The sequence below is a fragment of the Pontibacter arcticus genome (genome assembly GCF_003284895.1).
GTDB classification, from domain to species: Bacteria; Bacteroidota; Bacteroidia; order Cytophagales; family Hymenobacteraceae; genus Pontibacter; species Pontibacter arcticus.
In genome coordinates, this window is the sequence record NZ_QMDV01000001.1 from 840,403 (window position 1) to 859,767 (window position 19,365).

At 44.0% G+C, this 19,365-nt stretch carries 18 protein-coding genes and 1 tRNA gene; 7 read left to right on the forward strand and 12 right to left on the reverse strand.

Going from position 1 to position 19,365, the window contains the following annotated elements:
• Positions 1-35: 35 nt before the first annotated feature.
• Entirely contained in the window at positions 36-1,211 is a 1,176-nt protein-coding gene (locus tag DP923_RS03735) for a sensor histidine kinase (RefSeq protein ID WP_112304446.1), read from the reverse strand.
• A gap of 277 nt (positions 1,212-1,488) precedes the next feature.
• Here DP923_RS03735 and hemA point away from each other — a divergent pair, with 277 nt between their 5' ends.
• Positions 1,489-2,760: a glutamyl-tRNA reductase gene (gene hemA / locus DP923_RS03740; RefSeq protein ID WP_112304447.1), complete on the forward strand. Its 1,272-nt coding sequence runs from the start codon at positions 1,489-1,491 to the stop codon at positions 2,758-2,760.
• Between the two features lie 358 nt (positions 2,761-3,118).
• Here hemA and DP923_RS03745 read toward each other — a convergent pair whose 3' ends face one another.
• Complete coding sequence (locus DP923_RS03745; RefSeq protein ID WP_112304448.1) at positions 3,119-3,427, reverse strand: ArsR/SmtB family transcription factor; 309 nt, start codon at positions 3,425-3,427, stop codon at positions 3,119-3,121.
• A gap of 676 nt (positions 3,428-4,103) precedes the next feature.
• On the opposite strand from DP923_RS03745, the gene DP923_RS03750 reads away from it, so the two are divergent.
• Positions 4,104-5,333, forward strand: coding sequence for a Glu/Leu/Phe/Val dehydrogenase dimerization domain-containing protein (locus tag DP923_RS03750; RefSeq protein ID WP_112304449.1), 1,230 nt, complete (start codon positions 4,104-4,106; stop codon positions 5,331-5,333).
• Positions 5,334-5,345: 12 nt separating this feature from the next.
• Positions 5,346-6,515 (forward strand): mechanosensitive ion channel family protein, encoded by a 1,170-nt coding sequence (locus DP923_RS03755; protein ID WP_112304450.1) that lies wholly within the window; start codon positions 5,346-5,348, stop codon positions 6,513-6,515.
• A 386-nt stretch (positions 6,516-6,901) separates the two neighbouring features.
• Here the strand turns inward: DP923_RS03755 and DP923_RS03760 are convergent, their stop codons facing one another.
• Positions 6,902-9,409 (reverse strand): AsmA-like C-terminal region-containing protein, encoded by a 2,508-nt coding sequence (locus DP923_RS03760; RefSeq protein ID WP_112304806.1) that lies wholly within the window; start codon positions 9,407-9,409, stop codon positions 6,902-6,904.
• Positions 9,410-9,612: 203 nt separating this feature from the next.
• Here DP923_RS03760 and DP923_RS03765 point away from each other — a divergent pair.
• Positions 9,613-9,687: transfer RNA gene (locus DP923_RS03765), tRNA-Val, on the forward strand.
• Between the two features lie 166 nt (positions 9,688-9,853).
• Here DP923_RS03765 and coaE read toward each other — a convergent pair.
• The 7 genes from coaE to nusB form a co-directional block, all read right to left on the reverse strand.
• Positions 9,854-10,447: a dephospho-CoA kinase gene (coaE, locus tag DP923_RS03770; protein WP_112304451.1), complete on the reverse strand. Its 594-nt coding sequence runs from the start codon at positions 10,445-10,447 to the stop codon at positions 9,854-9,856.
• Positions 10,448-10,454: 7 nt separating this feature from the next.
• Positions 10,455-11,429 carry a YbbR-like domain-containing protein gene (locus DP923_RS03775; RefSeq protein WP_112304452.1) on the reverse strand — a complete coding sequence of 325 codons (975 nt, stop codon included), beginning with the start codon at positions 11,427-11,429 and terminating at the stop codon, positions 10,455-10,457.
• A gap of 12 nt (positions 11,430-11,441) precedes the next feature.
• Positions 11,442-11,744: a preprotein translocase subunit YajC gene (gene yajC / locus DP923_RS03780; RefSeq protein WP_112304453.1), complete on the reverse strand. Its 303-nt coding sequence runs from the start codon at positions 11,742-11,744 to the stop codon at positions 11,442-11,444.
• Positions 11,745-11,783: 39 nt separating this feature from the next.
• Positions 11,784-12,335, reverse strand: a complete 552-nt coding sequence (locus DP923_RS03785; RefSeq protein ID WP_112304454.1) for a DUF1573 domain-containing protein — start codon at positions 12,333-12,335, stop codon at positions 11,784-11,786.
• A gap of 22 nt (positions 12,336-12,357) precedes the next feature.
• A complete protein-coding gene (locus DP923_RS03790) occupies positions 12,358-13,356 on the reverse strand; it encodes an isocitrate/isopropylmalate dehydrogenase family protein (protein WP_112304455.1) in 999 nt (332 codons plus the stop codon).
• A 2-nt stretch (positions 13,357-13,358) separates the two neighbouring features.
• Entirely contained in the window at positions 13,359-13,664 is a 306-nt protein-coding gene (locus DP923_RS03795) for a YtxH domain-containing protein (RefSeq protein ID WP_112304456.1), read from the reverse strand.
• Between the two features lie 81 nt (positions 13,665-13,745).
• Complete coding sequence (gene nusB, locus DP923_RS03800) at positions 13,746-14,885, reverse strand: transcription antitermination factor NusB (RefSeq protein ID WP_239020928.1); 1,140 nt, start codon at positions 14,883-14,885, stop codon at positions 13,746-13,748.
• 57 nt (positions 14,886-14,942) lie between these two features.
• Between nusB and DP923_RS03805 the strand changes: the two genes are divergently transcribed.
• Positions 14,943-15,125, forward strand: coding sequence for a hypothetical protein (locus DP923_RS03805; protein WP_112304458.1), 183 nt, complete (start codon positions 14,943-14,945; stop codon positions 15,123-15,125).
• A 12-nt stretch (positions 15,126-15,137) separates the two neighbouring features.
• On the opposite strand, the gene DP923_RS03810 is transcribed toward DP923_RS03805, so the two are convergent.
• Positions 15,138-16,238 (reverse strand): Glu/Leu/Phe/Val family dehydrogenase, encoded by a 1,101-nt coding sequence (locus DP923_RS03810; RefSeq protein WP_112304459.1) that lies wholly within the window; start codon positions 16,236-16,238, stop codon positions 15,138-15,140.
• Between the two features lie 150 nt (positions 16,239-16,388).
• On the opposite strand from DP923_RS03810, the gene DP923_RS03815 reads away from it, so the two are divergent.
• The gene (locus DP923_RS03815; RefSeq protein WP_112304460.1) at positions 16,389-18,173 is read left to right on the forward strand and encodes an ABC transporter ATP-binding protein; all 1,785 of its coding nucleotides are present in this window, start codon (positions 16,389-16,391) and stop codon (positions 18,171-18,173) included.
• A gap of 133 nt (positions 18,174-18,306) precedes the next feature.
• Complete coding sequence (locus DP923_RS03820; protein WP_112304461.1) at positions 18,307-18,720, forward strand: hypothetical protein; 414 nt, start codon at positions 18,307-18,309, stop codon at positions 18,718-18,720.
• On the opposite strand, the gene DP923_RS03825 is transcribed toward DP923_RS03820, so the two are convergent.
• The gene (locus tag DP923_RS03825) at positions 18,717-19,337 is read right to left on the reverse strand and encodes a TetR/AcrR family transcriptional regulator (protein ID WP_112304462.1); all 621 of its coding nucleotides are present in this window, start codon (positions 19,335-19,337) and stop codon (positions 18,717-18,719) included. The two genes, DP923_RS03820 and DP923_RS03825, sit on opposite strands and share 4 nt — an antisense overlap.
• Positions 19,338-19,365: the final 28 nt, after the last annotated feature.

The window sequence follows — 19,365 nt, forward strand, 5'->3', positions numbered from 1 at the left end:
CGCTCAAATCAACTATCAGCAATCAAACAATTAGGTTACCTGTTCAGTACAATTCTGAAGGTAGTGCCTTTGCCCACTTCAGACCATTTCACGTTTAGCTTGCCATCATGATAATTATCAATAATGCGTTTAGCTAGTGCGAGCCCCAGGCCCCAGCCACGCTTTTTGGTAGTAAAACCCGGCAGAAAAACAGAATCCAGTTTACTTTTCGGAATACCTTTTCCGGTATCTGTTATATCTACGCCAATGTGGCTTTTGCCCAACAGCATAATTTTGATGTTTATACTTCCGCGGCCTTCCATGGCATCAACAGCATTTTTGCAGATGTTCTCTATCACCCAATCGTAAAGCGGCACATTAACTTTGGCCGTAATTTCTGCCGGAAAATCTGAGGTAACCGAAAAAACAACTTTGCTCGAGATGCGGTTTTGCAGATAGTTGATCGCATTTTGCGTAACCTGCAGTATGTTTTCGTCGCGGAGCAGCGGTACAGATCCGATGTTGGAAAAGCGTTCTGTAATGATCTCGAGCCGCCGGATGTCTTTGCCCAGTTCTTCTACAATAGATTCGTTTTCAAATTTCGGGCTTGCTTTCATGTACTCCTGCCACGCCATCAGCGATGATAGCGGTGTACCCAGTTGGTGGGCTGTTTCTTTGGCCAGGCCTACCCATACCCTGTTCTGTTCGGCGCGGCGCGAGTAGCTAAAGGCAAAATAGGCCATCAGGGCAAAACAGGCAATTACTATAAGCTGTATGTAGGGGTAAAAGCGTAGCTGCGAGAGCAAAGCCGAATCTTTATAAAACACGTAATTGACCGAACCTTCGGCCCAGGGCACCTCAATGGGTTGGTGCTGCGCTTTCATCTTTTCTATTTCGCGGCGCAGCAGTTTATTTACACGCTCCTCTGAAATGTTTTCAGGCAGATCAATGTTCTTAGAATCGAGGATATTTTCGTTTTCGTCGGTAAGTATAACCGGCACCGTATGGTTGGAAGACAGGATCTCTTCCTCGATAAATACGATGTTATCATCGCTGGAAGCGTTTATCATGTACCGGAGGCCTTTAGCGTACAATTGTACCAGTTCCTGCTCCCGCTCCGATAACCTGCTGACCAGCACATTAGTATAGGTGATAGTAGCTGCCCCAATAATTAAGGCTATTACAACAACCAGTAGTTTTATCCTGTTCTTTTGGGCGTAGATGGCTATCATGCAGTGTACACGAAATTAATTTAGAATTAGTATGAGAGCCTGTGTAAACTTTATACTTTGATTTACAAAAATGTGTCTTTTAAGCCAGTCAGCAGCCATTTATGTAACAAAAATACTGTTGTTACCCTTAAAATGAGCTTTGAAGGTAGCTCAAATCACGACTTTTTGTATGCAAAAACAAAATTTTTACACACGCTAAAGTAAACATTAACGCCAAGTAAGTTTCTTTTTACAGATATGCGCTTTAAATTTGCGCTTTAGTATTCCATATAATATTATGCTTCAGAATTTTAAAGCAATCAGCCTGTCGTACAAGAAAGCGCCGCTGGATATCAGGGAACTGATTGCCTTAGATGAAACCTCTTGCAGGCAGTTCTTACAGACACTCAAAGGCTTTATACAAGCTTCTGATATTCTTGTTCTGTCGACCTGTAACCGCACAGAAGTATACTATAATGCTGACACCGACCATAGCGGCGCCATCATCAAGTTACTGGGTATCACCAAAGGCATCGATAACATAACACAGTATTTTGATTTTTTCACTATCCTGAACGAGCATAACGATGCTGTAAAGCATTTGTTTGAGGTTTCGATGGGGCTGGAGTCTCAGGTGGTGGGCGATATGCAGATATCAAACCAGGTAAAAGTTGCCTACCAGTGGGCTGCCGATAACGATACGGCCGGTCCGTTTCTGCACCGCCTGATGCACACGATCTTTTACACCAATAAGCGTGTAGTACAGGAAACTTCTTTCAGAGATGGCGCGGCTTCTACTTCTTATGCTGCCATCGAACTGATCAACGAATTAACAGCTGATATAGCAGAACCTAAAATACTGGTGGTTGGCCTTGGCGAAATTGGTGCCGATGTTTGCCGTAACCTGAAAGACAAAGGCTTTAAGAACGTAAAAATCACCAACCGTACCTTAGCCAAAGCAAAAAGTATAGCCGATGAGTGTGAGCTGGAAATGCTCCCTTTCGAGGAAATTGTGCAAGGTCTGAAAGAAGCCGATGTAATTATATCTTCTGTTGCCCGCGAAACACCTTTCTTTACAAAAGAAATGGTAACCCGCCTGAACGTACTGACCTACAAATTCTTTATCGACCTTTCGGTGCCACGCAGTGTGGAGGCAGAAGTAGAGAACATACCGGGTGTATTGGTTTACAACATCGATACGATCCAGAACAAAGCCTCAGAAGCGCTTCAGCGCCGCATAAATGCCATCCCAAAAGTAAAGCAGATCATTGTAGAATCCACGGAGCAGTTTAACGACTGGTCGAAGGAAATGATCGTTTCGCCAACTATTAACCGTTTAAAGAACGCGCTGGAAACTATCCGGCAGGAAGAGCTGGCGCGCTACGTTAAGAAACTGGATACCAAAGAAGCACAACTGGTAGATAATATTACCAAGTCGATGATGCAGAAAGTGATCAAGCTACCGGTGTTGCAACTTAAAGCCGCCTGCAAACGCGGCGAAGCCGAAACGCTGATCGATGTATTAAACGACCTGTTCGACCTCGAAAATCAACCGGTAGACTCGCATTAAGCCACAGTCATACTTTATCAAAATAAAAAAGAGCCGACATTATGCCGGCTCTTTTTATTTTATACTTGCGCAAGTATAAACAGAAGCTGTTTATGCTTTCAGATTTTTTGCCTAAGTCAACAGTTATTAGTGTTCGCACCAACCATTATACTTTCACCTCTGTGTGCTTCCCGGAGGGTAAGAACAGCTAAAACGAGTCAATTAGAAACGCTGAACAGTTACATCGTGCTTGTTTATACTTTAAGCTGCTAAATACCTGATATATTTTAACAGCTACAGCAAAGCCTAAGACTCTCCGGATCATTTAAATCAAAAGGGTCTTAGGCTTAACTATACTAAAATGCGCGAAACCTGTTTCTTAGATATCCAGGCAACACTCTTCCAGGCAATCGATCACATCGATCAGCTTCGGAATAGCCAGCGAGTAATAAATCTTGGTTCCTACTTTAAAGGAAGACAAAACGCCTTTATCTTTTAGGGTAATAAGATGCTGGGAAGCAATTGCCTGCGGAAGGTCCAGGTATTTATAGATCTCGGTAACCGTCATTTTATCTTCTTTCCCAAGCAAGTCCACTATTGCCAGCCTTTTTGGGTGAGCCAGCACTTTAAGCATTGCAGCCGCCTTATCTATCTTTTTCGATTCAATTCTCGATAATAAACTTTTCATAATTTTAAGTAATAATACCTGCTAGGTTTTACATTTCATTTAACATCCCTATTCACAATCATATATATACGGCATCTGCAGTATTTGGCTGACGTTGTATAGAATTATTTTATTTCTTTTTGTATTCTGGTAATAGCTGTTAAAAAACAATGATTGTTGTCATACTCCCCTTAAAATATAACACAAGCTTAACGTACGCAAAAACCGGAAATTGGATATATAATATACTAAATACTCTTTCTATTATATAACTGTAATCTATGGGATGTTCCTTATTTTTACCTTAAGATGCTGTTGAATCACTTTAAAATGGCCTTTTTACTGCTTCAAAAGTTAATTTATACTTTACAGGTACCAATTAATTACAATTAGGCTACTGCCCTGATCAAATTCATCTATACATAATTATATGGCACTTTTGCTATTTTTGTAAATCTTCTTAAAAAACTTCCTAAAACATTTCAACCGATGCCTGTTTGGTTGCTTAACTCCTTATTTTCTGCGTTTCATTTACTCATCTTTTCTCATTTCCGGAAGGCGTGGATTTTATACTTGCTGAGGCAGCCTGAATAAAAGTATGATTACATAGTAGTTATGCAACAGAAATTACGCAGTGGTTCTATGCTACAAGCTAATTGTATACCTTTGCAGTATTAGCTTAACCAACATTACAAACATGAAAGAGTTACTTGAGAAATTTGAGAATAAACGCCCTGAGATAGTTTTTGAGTGGAAAGATGCCGAAACTGAAGCTGAAGGATGGGTTGTTATAAATTCGTTGCGAGGCGGTGCTGCCGGCGGTGGAACACGTATGCGCAAAGGCCTGGATAAACGTGAAGTAGAATCGCTTGCCAAAACCATGGAAGTGAAATTTACTGTGTCTGGCCCAGCCATTGGCGGCGCAAAATCCGGTATCAACTTCGACCCGGCCGACCCAAGAAAACGTGGCGTACTGGAGCGCTGGTACAAAGCGGTTATTCCGTTGCTTAAAAACTACTATGGCACCGGCGGCGACCTGAACGTGGATGAGATTCATGAAGTAATTCCGATCACAGAAGAGTACGGCTTGTGGCACCCGCAGGAAGGTGTGGTGAAAGGCCATTTTAACGCATCTGAGCCCCAGAAAATAAACAAGATCGGGCAGTTGCGCCAGGGTGTTGTTAAAGTAATAGAAGATGCGCATTTCACGCCATCTACCAGCCGCAAGTATACTATTGCAGATATGATAACCGGTTACGGTGTGGCACAGGCTGTTGTGCATTATTATCAACTCTGGAGTAATACTAACCTGGAAGGCAAACGTGCTGTTATACAGGGCTGGGGAAATGTTGGCGCAGCTGCTGCGTATTACCTGTCTTCCAAAGGCGTTAAAATAGTTGGGATCATTGATCGTGCCGGCGGCTTGTTAAACCCGGAAGGTTATACTTTTGAAGAGATCACAGGCTTGTTCCTGAACCGCCAGGGCAACGCGCTAAACCCACAAGGGCTACTTTCTTTTGAGGAAGTGAACAACCGGATCTGGTCTATGGGCGCTGAGATTTTTATTCCGGCGGCTTCCTCCCGTTTGGTAACGCGCGGGCAACTGGAGCAAATGATCGGCAGCGGCCTGGAGGTAATTTCATGCGGCGCAAACGTTCCTTTCCAGGATCCTGAGATTTTCTTTGGCCCTACCGGCGAGTTTGCCGATCAGAACATTGCCATTATCCCTGATTTTATTGCGAACTGTGGCATGGCCCGTGTTTTTGCTTACCTGATGGAGAGCGAAGTAGAGATTACCGACGAAGCCATCTTTACCGATATTTCCAACACCATCCATGCTGCGCTGGAGAAAGCCTATAACAAGAGCTCCCAGAAAACAGAGATCGCTAAAACCAGCTTTGAGATTGCGCTTAGCCAGCTACTTTAACATCAACTGCTTATGCTTTGGAAAGACTTTTTAGCGTATGAGTACCTGGGCAACAGCATCAGCAACTACCTTTGGTTTGCAGGCATTCTGTTGTTTGGCTTTCTTTTTAAAACGATACTCTCCAAACTGCTTTCAGGCATATTATTCAGGGTAGTAAAACACTTTTCGCAGGAAGATAACCTGCCAGCTTTCCGGCGGCTACTGATACAGCCGCTGGAAATGCTGCTTTTCCTGGTGTTTTTATACTTTGCTTTTGAAGTGCTCGAACCGCCTCTTAATCTAACAGAAGCTGCTTCGGCAAAAGAGCCATTCCTGAAACGCCTTGCTTACCGCACCTACCAGATATTTGTGCTGGTAGCTGCCACCTGGGTTATCACGCGCTTCGTTGATTTTTTCGGGTTGATCTTTACGCACCGCGCAAGCAAAACGGCTTCTAAGCTCGATGATCAGCTCATCCCGTTCTTCAAGGATTTCACGAAGGCACTTATCTGGATATTTGCCTTTATGATCATACTTGGTTCTGTGTTTGGTGTAAACGTAGCCGGACTTGTGGCAGGTCTGGGAGTGGGTGGTTTAGCCATTGCTTTCGCCGCCAAAGAGAGCCTTGAAAACCTGCTAGCCTCCTTCACCATTTTCCTGGACCATCCCTTTGTAATAGGCGATTTGGTAGAAGTAAATGGTATAACCGGCGTTATCGAAAAGATTGGCTTTAGAAGTACACGTATCCGGACCCTCGAGAAAACGTTTGTTACCGTACCTAACAAGAACATGATCGATAAGCCGCTCAACAACCTTTCGTTGCGCACGTTCCGGCGGGTAAATTTCGATCTTGACCTGACTTACGATACGACATCAGAACAAATCCGGGCGGTTACCCGCGATGTACAGGCCTTGTTAGATAGCCACCCACGCACAAATCAAGACGGGCGTGTTCGCTTCCATCATCTGGGGCCGCATTCTAAAGTGGTGATGGTGCTATACTTTATAGATACGATGGACTGGAATGAGTACATCGATATCCGTGAGGAGATCACTTACAAATTAGTAGATATTGTAGAGCGGCATGGTGCTTCGTTTGCTTATCCAACCCAATCGCTTGTGCTGCAGCAACCCGGGCAACAGCATACTAATCTCCAAAAGCAACCTATGCCTGCCCCACTGGATAACACAGACCTGAAATAAGTATAAATAAAAAAGCCGGAGAAACTCCGGCTTTTTTTCACCCTTATATTTTTGAAATTTTCTAAAACGTCTTCAGGATCTTGATAAACTACTGTCGTAATATAACCTTATCCGGAATATCATGCTAGAACAAATCTTAATTCCATTAAACTATGCCTTCAATAATTTGTAGTTTTGATTTCTTTAACGCGATAATACAATATCAGTTACATAATAAGTACAAATATTATGATTAAAGTTAAATTTTTTAACGTAAAAGCGTAGTAGGCATCCGTTAACTTTATATATAACTTTGCCGATACAAGATTTATACTTAAAGCTAGGTATGGTCAGAAACCGGAATAGATTCTATTCAATTAAAAGCGCCCAGGTAATGCGTGCACACGTTAATTGCCATCGCCGAAATCAAAATACTCATCTTCTTCCAGCTGAATCTGCTTTTCTTTTGCTTCCGGCTTTTTACCTCTGAAAATATCCCGTATTTCGCGGCCTTCTTTTTTAAGGTCCGTTTTGATTTTCTGGGTTACGCGCTCTTTATCGTAAGCAATTTTAAAGTTATTCTCTTTGCCTTTCAGCGTCAGGAACAGTGAACTGTTTCCGGCGTTCTGATCTTCGGCCACCACGCCGAAAACAGCATCTCTGTCTGGTCGTTTCGAGCTGAACAATGGTAGCTTGATCCTGTAATCCATTGTCTGATCGAATGTATGCGTACCAGATATGGAAACCACAGGCGCCGCCGACAGGTTGGTGCGGATATCCATCTCCGGTATAAAAATGGTGCCTTCCTGTATCCAGAAACTATTGTGCAGCTCTGCAAAGCGCATATTGGCCAGTTCAGAACGCTTCACGAACCGCGACATCTTTTGCATTGGCTCGAAATTGATCAGTTGCCCGTTCCGGATGGTGGCTACTATTTCGGCCTGCAGCAAGTCAGTTTTCGGGTTAAGCTGGCTATCAAAGTATACATCCGAAACAATATTTGCCGTGAGCTGCCCTTTCAGGTGCTTATCCGAAATAAACTGTTGCTGGAAATTTTCGAAAACATAAAACAGGCCGTCTACACTCATGTTATTGAGTTTTGTGGTTGTGCTTACCACCACATGGTTGCGGTTGCGGGCATTGAGGGTACCTTTCACAGCAAAATTACCGCCTATGGCGTTAAAAGAGATGTTAGGACTAGATACCACCTGGTTGCGAAGCGATACTTCTCCTTTTATGTTTTCGCCGGTAAAACGCCTGAATTTTACTTTGCTGATAGAAGCGCTTAACTGAAACGCAATGTTGGGTGCCACAATGAACCTGTAATCCGAATCAGCGCCTTTGCGATCCGCTTCCGGGGTATTTTGCTGCTGGCTCAGAAGCTGATCAAAATTGAGGTAATTGCTTTTAAAATCGGCTTCTACCACCAGGCTCTGCTTACTAAGCAGCAACCAGGATACCACATTCCGAAACATCCCGTTCACCACAAAATCAGATTCTCCCAGCCTGCCTTTAAAATCAGAAACGGCCACATCGTTGCGCTTAAACATGAAGTTACCATTCAGGTTTGTAAACGGCATGGGTACTTCTTTAAAAGCCATGGTTACGTTGTGCAGCGTTACATCTCCGGAGGTTTGCAGGGTACTATTGCCTGGTTTGGCGGTAAACTCTTTTACATTGCCCGCAAAAGCGACCTTCACATCGGCCAGGCCACTGCCGCTTTTTATTTGTTCCAGTTTAGCCAGGCCCAGTACGTACCCGACATCCAGCATACCGCTCACATCAAACGCAATGTAAGGGTTATTAAAATTACGGTACAACAGGTTTCCTTTAAACGCCCGCCCGCTAAGTATACCCGATAAGTTTTTAAGCTCCAGTACCGATGAGTTCGCATTTCGGTTCGCTCCGTTTGTAAAGCTCCCGGCCAGGCTGAGTTTGGTTATTTTCTGTTTTACATCCGGATGATAGAAAGACGCATTACGGCAGCCAAAGCTAACTTGCACAGCAGGGTTCTTTGCCGAAGACATTTCGCCTTTTATAGTGCCGTTAAAGTATATATCGCCTTCGCTACGGTACTCCTTCACTTTCTCTACCATTTCCTGGGGCAACAGCGAGAGCATCGATTGTAATGTGGTATTCTTACCTGTCAGGGTAAGATCTAAGTTTGTAGGGCCGTTATACGCTATTGTTCCGGCCACATCATAGGCGGCCTGCTGTACCTGCACCACTGATGGCTGTAACTGTATCAGGCGCGTATCCCGATTTATACTTAGCGCCGTGCTTAACGTGATGGCTTTGTTCTTGAAATACTCGGCCTCCCCTATTTTCAAAGTATGAATAGTGACTTCTCCGGTAGTCTGGACATCTATTACCGGGCCGTTAATGGCCAAGGCTGCCTTTAACTGGTGGGCAGTGGTCTGATAGGTCTGGTTCAGTTGCTCGTCGGTATACTGGATGGCTACCTGCTTCAGGTTAATTTTCTGGAGGTCGAATGCAAAGTCCTCGTTGCTGGCGGTGGTATCTTCTGCAATGATGTGGTAGTTTACATCGCCGCTTGGCAACACTCTGATGTATACTTCCCCGTTTTCCAGGTGTACCTCTTTTAAAGTATACTTACCACGGATTACATCCAGCAGGTTAAAAGTAAAGTATAGTTTCTGGGTGCGGGCCAGTGATGCTTTGCTGTCCGGAATAGCTTCCAACACATTCACATCCTGCAAGGCAACGGCCACCTGCGGAAATTTATCGAAAAGCGAAAGTGAGATAGTGCCTACTTCTACCTTCGTTTTGATGTGTTTATTAGCTTCTGTTACAAAAAGCTCAATTATTTTATCCTGGTACAAATACACTGCGCCCGCAGCAAGGCTAATAACAGCTACCACCCCGGCTACCAAATAAAATAGTATTTTTTTCACAAGACCTTTCTTCACGGGGCGAAACTTCACATTTATAGTTACTTATAAAAACCTAAAGGTACTGTAGTATTCACATGCACACAATAGACAGCACATCCCGAAAAAAAATATCTAATTTTTTTTTCAAAAGTTTTGCAGTTACAAAAAAACCGCCCATATTTGCATCATCAAACAGGGACAAAAGGTCTCCAAAAGATAAAAAAGGGATGTTAGCTCAGCTGGTTCAGAGCACCTGCCTTACAAGCAGGGGGTCACTGGTTCGAATCCAGTACGTCCCACAAAAGGACAACGTAAAAGTTGTCCTTTTTTTATGTCCATACCTTTTTAAAAAGGTATTTTCCTCTCCTTTTAAATCCCTGATTCTGTTTCATTTATACTTATAAAGCGGGCTGTTTATACTTTACAAGGTGCCATAAAGTATACATTTCAGTAAACTTAGAAGCTTTATACTTTTGAAATGAAATAGGTATGAAGTTCTAAAACCTGCGGTATAAGCAAGGTCTGCTCGTCGTTGTAAATAATATGCTGGGCGCGTTTCATCTTTTCGTCTTCGCTCAGCTGCTTTTCTATAATTGCTTTTATTTCTTCTTCGGAGCGGTGCGCATCGCGTTGCTGCAGCCTTTTCATCCGGACCTCCATTGGCGCGAATACAGTGATGATTTCATCCATCTGTTTCCAGGCGTCAGATTCATACATCAGGGCTGCTTCTTTCAGTATATACGGCTTATTGGTGTGCAACGCTGTCCATACTTCAAAATCGGCACGCACACGCGGGTGCACGATCGCGTTTAACGCTGCCAGGCGTTCGGGGTTATTAAAGACAATGCTGGCCAGGTAGGGCCGGTTTAAATCGCCTTGTGCGGTAAAAGCATCGGGTCCATAAGCTGCTATCAGTTCCTGCCGAAGTATAGCATCGTGATGCATTACCCATTTGGCACGCGCATCAGAGTCATAAACGGGCACACCAAGCAAAGCGAAGATACGGGTAACAATTGTTTTGCCTGTGCCGATTCCGCCGGTAATTCCTATCTTAAGCATACTTGCTTTATTTTAGAATGACCTTTACACGCCCAGGCATCACCGTTACTTTGCGTACACCAGCTGGTTTCCGGATTATGTCTGGTATGATGGTAGAATCTGCAGGATTATACTTGGCGTAATCTAAACCGATATTAAAACTATCACGGTGTAGTGAGGCTGCAGAGTCTTCCAGAAACTGGTAGCGAAGCAATACTGTAGACGGCTGAATGGTTACTTCTTTATCTTCAGGCATATTTACCAGCACAGGTTGTGCCTGGCGTTCTTCCTGTAACAGTCCTTCAATGTTAATAGCCACGATCACTTTCGGCTCATTCACCTGGATCAGCTCTTTAAACTCATATTCGAGAGGTACTTCGATGTTTGCTGAAGCTGTCAGGTTCTGGGTTGGAAGCTTCAGCAGCAGTGGATCAGGAATCTTATTTACCATGGTAGCAGGCCCTACAAAAGTTACGGTGTCCGGCAAAAGGCGAACAGGCGCTACCAGTGCATGCTTTGGGGCTACAAAATTCTGATTTGGCTCTAGTGCTAAAGCAACCGTTCTCCTGACCTTCGTATCGAAATCAAAATGCAGCGTATCGGTTACTACAAACCTGAGTTCCAGGCCATCCATCGCATTTACCAAAGCAGGGCGCAGCGAAGAACCTAACAGATATTTATTCGAAGGCAGGCTGCGGATATAAATTTCGGCAGGTTTTACATCTACGCGCAGGGCTTTGCGGAGTAATTTCCAACCTCTGCCTACAACGTTAATGGATACTTCCTCGGGGAGAGGTTTGGTGGGAATAAGTTGATTTTCGTTGTAAACGAACTTGATCGGGTACGTTGTCTGGGTAGTATAGCTTTTATTGAGCGCATTTAGCAGCCAGAATGTAGAAGCCGCCACGAAACACAGCAATACTACTCTCCAGTATTGCTGTGTTTGCGGCCTTAATGGCTTTACAAACCATGAAATTATATTTTTTACGTTCTCAAATGGCAATGTTTCTTATTTTTACTGCACTTTAGATGTTGCTTCTACTGAGATAGCACTTTTATCAAAGGTGAGCCGGATACCTTTATCTACTTCTATGGTAACTGTGGCATCTTCTATTGCAACAAGTTTGCCATGCAAACCGCCGATTGTTACCACATTCATTCCTTTTGTTAACTCATCTCTGAATTTTTTCTGGTCGCTCGCTTTTTTCTGCTGCGGCCGGATCATAAAGAAGTAAAATACAAGTATGATGGCACCGAACATGAGTACCTGCGGCAGAATGCCACCGTCTCCGGTTGCCTGTAAAAATATAGTTTGCATATAAATAAAAATCTCTGGTAAAGCAGTAGCAACTGCTTATTAGTTAGTACGTAAAGGTCCGTTAGCGTTTGCAGGCACACCGCTTGGCTCTACAGTACCTTTCATCTGAACCTGCATAATATTAGGCTCAGTATTGGCACGTACGGTAATAATTGGCGCCTGCTGGCCTACTTTGCCAGTAGTGTTGAACTGTACCTTAATCTCGCCGGTTTCGCCTGGTGCAATTGGTCCTTCAGGTTTCTGCGGAACTGTACAGCCGCATGTAGCCGATGCACTTTCGATGATAAGTGGTGATTTACCGGTGTTGGTAAACTTGAATGTATGGTCAATTACTTTGCCTTGCGTTACAGAACCAAAATCATACTCTGTTTCTGCAAAAGTGATAACAGGCGCGTTTGGGTTTGCCGGCGTAGTAGCCGATGCATCACCAGATGTTTGTACCACATTCGGGTTTTCCACTACCGGTTGTGTTTGATCTGATGATATTACAGTAGCGTCCGCAGTAGCTTCGCTTTCTGTTGTTTTAGAGTCGCAGCTGGCTGTAAAAACAGCAACCGCCATACTTGCTATGAGGATCAGATTCTTCTTCATTTCTAAATATATTAAATTATAACTATAATTTGGCGATTATATTTTGTGCAAACTCCATTGTGCTTGCTTTTCCGCCTAAATCACCGGTACACTCTGCACTATTGGCAAGTGTAGCTTCCAGCGCTTTTTCTATTCTGTTTGCTTCATCTTTCAGATCGATGTGGTGCAACATCATGATCGCCGAACGCAATAAAGCTGTTGGGTTAGCAATTCCTTTGCCGGCAATATCCGGAGCGGAACCGTGTACGGCTTCAAAAATGGCCATGTTATCGCCAATATTTGCGCCTGCTACTACGCCAAGGCCACCTACTAAACCTGCACAAAGGTCAGAAAGTATATCCCCGAACAGGTTAGTTGTAACCACTACATCAAATTGCTCCGGTTTCATCACCAACTGCATACACATGTTGTCGATGATCTTATCTTCCATCTGGATCTCCGGATAGTCTTTTGCTATCTCGCCGGCTACTTTTAAGAACAGCGCACCTGCACTTTTTAGTATGTTTGCTTTGTGCGCAACCGTTACTTTTTTGCAACCATGCTTTTTAGCGTACTCAAAAGCGGCACGAATAATTTTCTCGCTTCCGGTACGGGTAATGCGTGCAATAGAGTCTGAAATCTGTAAACGCTCATCCCACATTTCCAAGCCTGCATATAAGCCTTCGGTGTTTTCGCGGAACAGCACCAGGTTTACGTTCTCGTAGCGCGAGTTTACGCCTTTGGTGGTTTTGGCAGGGCGCACATTCGAGTACAGATCAAACATCTGGCGCAGCTGCACATTTATACTTTTAAAGCCTTTGCCAACCGGTGTTGTGATCGGGCCTTTTAAAGCTACTTTATTTTTTTCGAGTGAGGCAATAAGTGTGGCAGGAATCAACTCTCCGATAGAATCGAAGGTTGTTTGTCCGGCGTTTTCTTCTTCCCAGGTTACAGGTACGTTAGCGGCGGCAAAAATAGCTTTTACTGCTTCTGTAATTTCCGGCCCAATGCCGTCGCCGGGGATAAGGGTAACTTGTGTCATGCTTATAGTTCTCTTCTGCTGTTTATCTCGTTAATAAGTAAGTCTACATCGCCAAGCAGTTTGTCGGCTTTGTCTTTCGCATCCTGAATAACACGCTGGCCTTCTGATTTTGCAGTAGAGGGCATATTGTCGCGGCTTGCCACTAATTGCTCTGCTAAATCTGATAGGGTATCTCTATACTTTTCTAAGCGGTAGCTTAACCAGCTACGTGTTTCTCTTCCTTTTTCGGGTGCGAATAGCAGACCAGCTACAGCACCAACGGCCGCGCCGGAAACAAAAGCCAGTAAGGTTGTTGTTTTCTTACTCATGGGTTTCTATTTGAAGTTTGTCAGGTACATTTTCCCCCTTTTACGGGTAATTAAGATTCGCGGCCGCTTTATCCAAAAGGCCTATTTGTTATCTATTAAACCTCTGCCCGATTTACGGATCTCGCCTTTATCGGCCAGGTCCTGCGCCATCTTATCCAGCACCCCGTTTATAAACTGTTTACTTTTAGGAGTACTGTATAATTTCGAAATTTCGATGTACTCGTTGATGGTAACTTTAACCGGAATGCTACGGAAGATGTGCATCTCGCAAAGCGCCATCTTCAATATGATCTTATCAAGCAGGGCCACACGTTCTACATCCCAGTTCTTTACACTACCGGATATAAGCGCTTCATACTTCTCGTCTTCCTTGATCGTTTCGCGGTAAAGCTCTTCAAAGAACGCTTTATCATCTTCCCAGTTGGCAGACAGATCCAGCAAAATAGGTTCTTCTTCGGTTTCTTCGCCAAAGATCTTTACCGTCTTGTTTACTAAGCTCCGAACGATGGATTTGTTTTCTACCCAGTTCAGATCCTGCTCTTCAAACAAAGATTGTAAGTTTTTTTCTTTAAAGATAATGTTTTTAAAAATATGTTTCACCACTTCCAGGTCCTCTTCCAGGGTTGGTTCAGCCACATCAAGGTAAGCTAAAAAGGCCTCGTCCTGCTTCAGAATAGCTCTGTACACATTGCGTATCTCACTGATGTCGGAACCCCAGCTGATGTTGCGGCGAATAATGTTATCCTGATAAGATTTACTGTTGAGCAGGCGTTGCACGACACGGTTGCGCAGGAAAAGCTTTACGTTCGGGCCTGTAGACGCGGTAAATCTTTTTTCCTTTTTCTCTTCCTCCTCCTCTATCAGGCTCATGATAACCTGCAGAATTTGAAGGGTGCCCAAATAATGATCGTAGATGCGTTCTACGGCGGCCATCATCTGGTTGTAGTAGTGGTTGTAGTCTTTTTTGAGGGTATTCTGATAGTAGAGAGCTGCTCTGTTTACCGCATCCAGTATCTCTTTATCTGTTTCTTCGGTTTCGAACTGGCGTGTTTCGAACCATTCTTTGAAGAGTAACTGGGAAATCTGCTTTTTGCCTTCCAGCATCTTTTTATCCTGTACTTCCATCGAGTTCAGGTTGGGGGCAAAATCATCGCTGATCTGGTCTAACGCCAGCAGATAATCTGAACCTTCGGCCTGCATATAGGCATAGATTGCTTGCATTGCCTTGATCCGTAGTGTTCTGCGGTTGAGCATATTCTTATTTTAAAGAGCGTGTTGTTGGTAAATCTGAAAACGGCGCTTGGCCAAAGTATAAACAAACGGGTTGCCTGTACGGCAGGGCCGGTTTACTGTTCTTTAAATGCAGGGCAGCTAAAGTATAGTTCCGGTAAGTATAAAATCTGTAAGAACACAAACGCTGCTGTGTTTGGCAGCGCCTGTGTTTTAACAGTAAAGTATTAATTAAGCAAATGCTTAGAAAGTAGATTTTACTTTTCCGATGCTCTGGATACGCTGCTCTGCCATTTTAGTAGCAGCCAGCTGGGTATAAATACCTTCTTTCTCAGCAAGCTCGAAAATATCCAGTGTATAACCGTAGATACGCTCTGTCTGGGCGTAAGCGCTTTCGCGGTTGTAGCCTTGCAGCTCAGAGTATACGTTTATCAAACCACCTGCATTAATCAGGAAATCCGGTGCGTATACAATGCCACGCTCAATTAAAGCTGGTCCGTGTACTGTTTCATCGCGCAACTGGTTGTTAGCACAGCCTGCAATTACCTGGCACTTTAAACGGTTAATGGTGTCGTTGTTGATGGTACCACCCAGCGCGCACGGAGAATAGATATCTACATCTAGGTCGTAGATTTCATCCATGGTTACTGTTTTGGCGCCATACTTTGTAGAGATCTCACGCAGACGGTCTTCGTAAATATCGGTGATAAAGATCTCTGCATTTTCTTTTGCAAGAAGCTCTACCAGGTAACCACCTACGTGGCCAACACCCTGTACCGAAATCTTTTTACCTTCAAGAGAATCAGAGCCATATGCTTTTTTAGCAGCCGCTTTCATACCCATATACGTACCATAAGCTGTTACCGGAGAAGGGTCTCCGCTACCGCCCATAGACTCAGGCAGACCAGACACGTGCTCCGTTTCCATGCGGATATACTCCATGTCTTTTGTAGTCATCCCAACGTCTTCCGCTGTGATGTAAGCACCGTTCAGGTTTTTAACGAAACGACCGAAACGACGCAGCAAGGCTTCATTCTTGTCTTTTTTAGCATCTCCGATAATAACTGCTTTACCACCACCCAGGTTAAGGCCCGAGATAGCAGCTTTATAGGTCATTCCTCTCGAAAGACGCAGCACATCTTCCAACGCCTCGGCGTCTGAAGCGTAAGACCACATACGCGTACCACCCAAAGCTGGGCCAAGTACCGTATTGTGTATACCGATGATGGCCTTTAAGCCTGTTTCCTGGTCGTGACAGAAAACCACTTTCTCATGATTGTATTCTGAAATCTGACCAAAAATCGACTTGTCTTTCTTCAGTTCTACTTCTTTAATTTCGACCATTGATGAAATTGATTAAGGGTTATCCTATATTTGTGAAGGTGAGGCATATTAATCCTCTCCGTTCGAGGCACAAAATTAATTCTTTTTTCGAGTAATTCAATTTGTACTTTGTAAGTCTACGTAAAAGTCTCTTAGCTTTCCGATTCAGCTGTGAAATCATTAAAATATCTTAATAAATATCTGCTCAAGTATAAGTACAGGCTCTTGCTGGGCATTGTATTTACAATCATATCCAACTTCTTCCAGATTTTGCCGGCGCAGGTCGTGCGCCACTCTTTTAATTTAATTAAGGAGGGCATCAGCCTGCACAACCTCTACGAAGGAATGGACCAGCAAAGCCTGGTTTATGATATTTTCGCGAATAGCATCCTGGTGTATGGCGTTGTTATACTTGTAATGGCGCTGCTGCGTGGCGTTTTCCTGTTTTTTGTGCGCCAGACGCTTATCGTGATGAGCCGCCTGATCGAGAACGATCTGAAGAACGAAATCTATACCCATTACCAGAGCCTGCCGCTTAGCTTTTACCGCAAAAACAACACCGGCGACCTCATGTCGCGCATTTCGGAAGACGTGAGCCGCGTGCGTATGTACATTGGCCCGGCTATTATGTATGGCTTAAACCTGGTGGTGCTCTTCCTGATGGTGATCCCCTACATGCTGTCGGTAAACGTGAAACTGACGCTTTATACGTTGATTCCGTTGCCTATACTTGCCATCAGCATTTATTATGTGAACAACATCATCGAGCGCAAATCAGACGAAATACAGCGCAGCCTGTCCGGTATTACCACATTTGTGCAGGAAGCTTTTTCAGGCATACGCGTACTAAAATCTTTTGTGCGCGAAGACGACTCGCACAATAATTTTACTACGGCCAGTAATAACTATAAAGACAAATCGCTGGATCTCAACTTTGTAAATTCGCTGTTCTTCCCGCTGGTTTTATTTCTGGTGGGTCTCAGCACTATTATTACGGTATACATTGGCGGCCAGGAAGTTATCAACGGAAGTATAACTACCGGTAACATTGCCGAGTTTATTATCTACGTGAACATGCTGACCTGGCCGGTTATGTCATTGGGCTGGACGGCAAGTTTAGTACAGCGGGCAGCAGCTTCGCAGGCACGCATCAACGAATTTCTGCACACCAAAAACGATATTATTTCGCAGAAAGACATCCGCAAGCCGATTGAAGGCGACATTACCTTCGAGAACGTGGATTTCGTTTATCCTGACACTAATATTCATGCGTTGCGCAACGTCTCTTTCACGATTAAACACGGCGAAACGCTGGCAGTAATTGGCAATACAGGCTCCGGCAAAAGTACGATCGCTACCCTGCTTCCGCGCATGTATGATGTAAGCAGCGGCCGTATTCTGATTGATGGCATCGATATAAAAGATTATAACATCGAGAGTTTGCGCAGCCAGATCGGTTACGTGCCACAGGATGTATTTTTGTTCTCTGACACGATCCGCAACAACATCGGCTTTGGCTTGCCAAGTATAACCGAGGAACAAATGATCCAATCGGCGAAGGATGCAGATGTGTACGAAAATATCATGCGTTTCCCGGAGCAGTTTGATACTAAATTGGGCGAGCGCGGCATTACACTTTCGGGTGGGCAAAAGCAGCGCGTTTCGATTGCAAGGGCGTTGGTGCGCGAACCAAGTATACTGATCATGGATGATTCGCTGTCGGCGGTGGATACCAAAACCGAAAATGCCATCCTGAACAGTTTGCGCCGCATCATGGCCAACCGTACTTCTATTATTATTTCGCACAGGGTATCGTCTGTAAAACTGGCCGACCGTATTCTGGTGCTGGATGATGGCCTTATTGTGCAGCATGGCAGCCACAGCGAGCTTATCCAGGTAGATGGTTTGTACAAAACTTTGTATGAGCGCCAACTACAAACCGAGGATCAGAATTAAGCACAGGTGTCAAGTATAAATACAATTTAAACTTAGTACTGTTATTAATTTTATAGCTTCTGGAATCTTTTAGGATAGATTGTGTTATAGCACGTATAAGCACTCTAATTATTCACCTTAAAAAATTCTGTATATGGCTATTGACTTACAACAAATCGGCAAAAGATTCAGATTCTATACACACCTGAAAGAAATAGAAATGGACGAGTTGGTATCCCTTACAGGCAGCGACGAACAAACCCTTTCTAATATAATTTCTGGTCAGAATTACTTACTGGATGATTTGGTAGGTATTGTAAAGCACTTTACAGACCTGAACTCGCAATGGCTTATATACGGGGAAGGCAGTATGTTTAAACCGATGGATGAAGATGGCAACTGCCATGATAACCCTAATAAGAACTGCCTGAAAAAAGACCGCTCGGCTTACCTGAAACAAATGCAGAACATGTTGGTAGAACTGGACGCTGCCGAGGTAGCCAAAGGCCACTCGCCTGATGTGGATGCACTGAAAGCTAAATTAGAAGAATACAAAGCGACACTTTAGTCGCTTTTTTCTTTTCGGGCAATGCCGTTCAGGATCAGGTTAACGGTGTAAAGCACGTCTTCCTCTATTTTTTCGAAGTTGATGGAAGGCAGATTATAGAACTGCGCCCGCTCAAACTCCTCGAACTGGATCAGGTCTTTTACCACCATCACAGAGTAACCAACGCGCTCGGCCTCGCAAGGTATAAATACGCCTTTCTCAATGCCTTCTTTTATAACAGCCGCATAATAGTTGGTTTCTTTGGCCCGCGACTCCTTAAACAATTCCTGGAAAAGTATGCGCGTTTCGATCAGTACCTTAATAGAGATGGTGTGTTGCGTTACAATTTCCTGGTAGTACTTTAAAGACGACCGGATATAACGCTGCAAACGCTCGTGTGGGTTGCGCTCTTCTTCGGCAATGCGCTTGATATGCGAGAGGCTTTGCTTCCACTCCTGCGAGAAGGCTTCGATAAAAAGCACTTCTTTGCTTTTGTAGTAATAATACAGCGATGGCTTTTTAAGGCCGATAGCCTGGGCAATATCATCCAGTGTGGCTTTGCTGTAACCCAGCTTGCCAAACACCGATTTCGCTGCAGCCAGAATCAGTTCTTTTTTAGCCTCTGCTTTCTTGCCCAAAAGTATGTGGATGTGGTGTTGGAAGTAT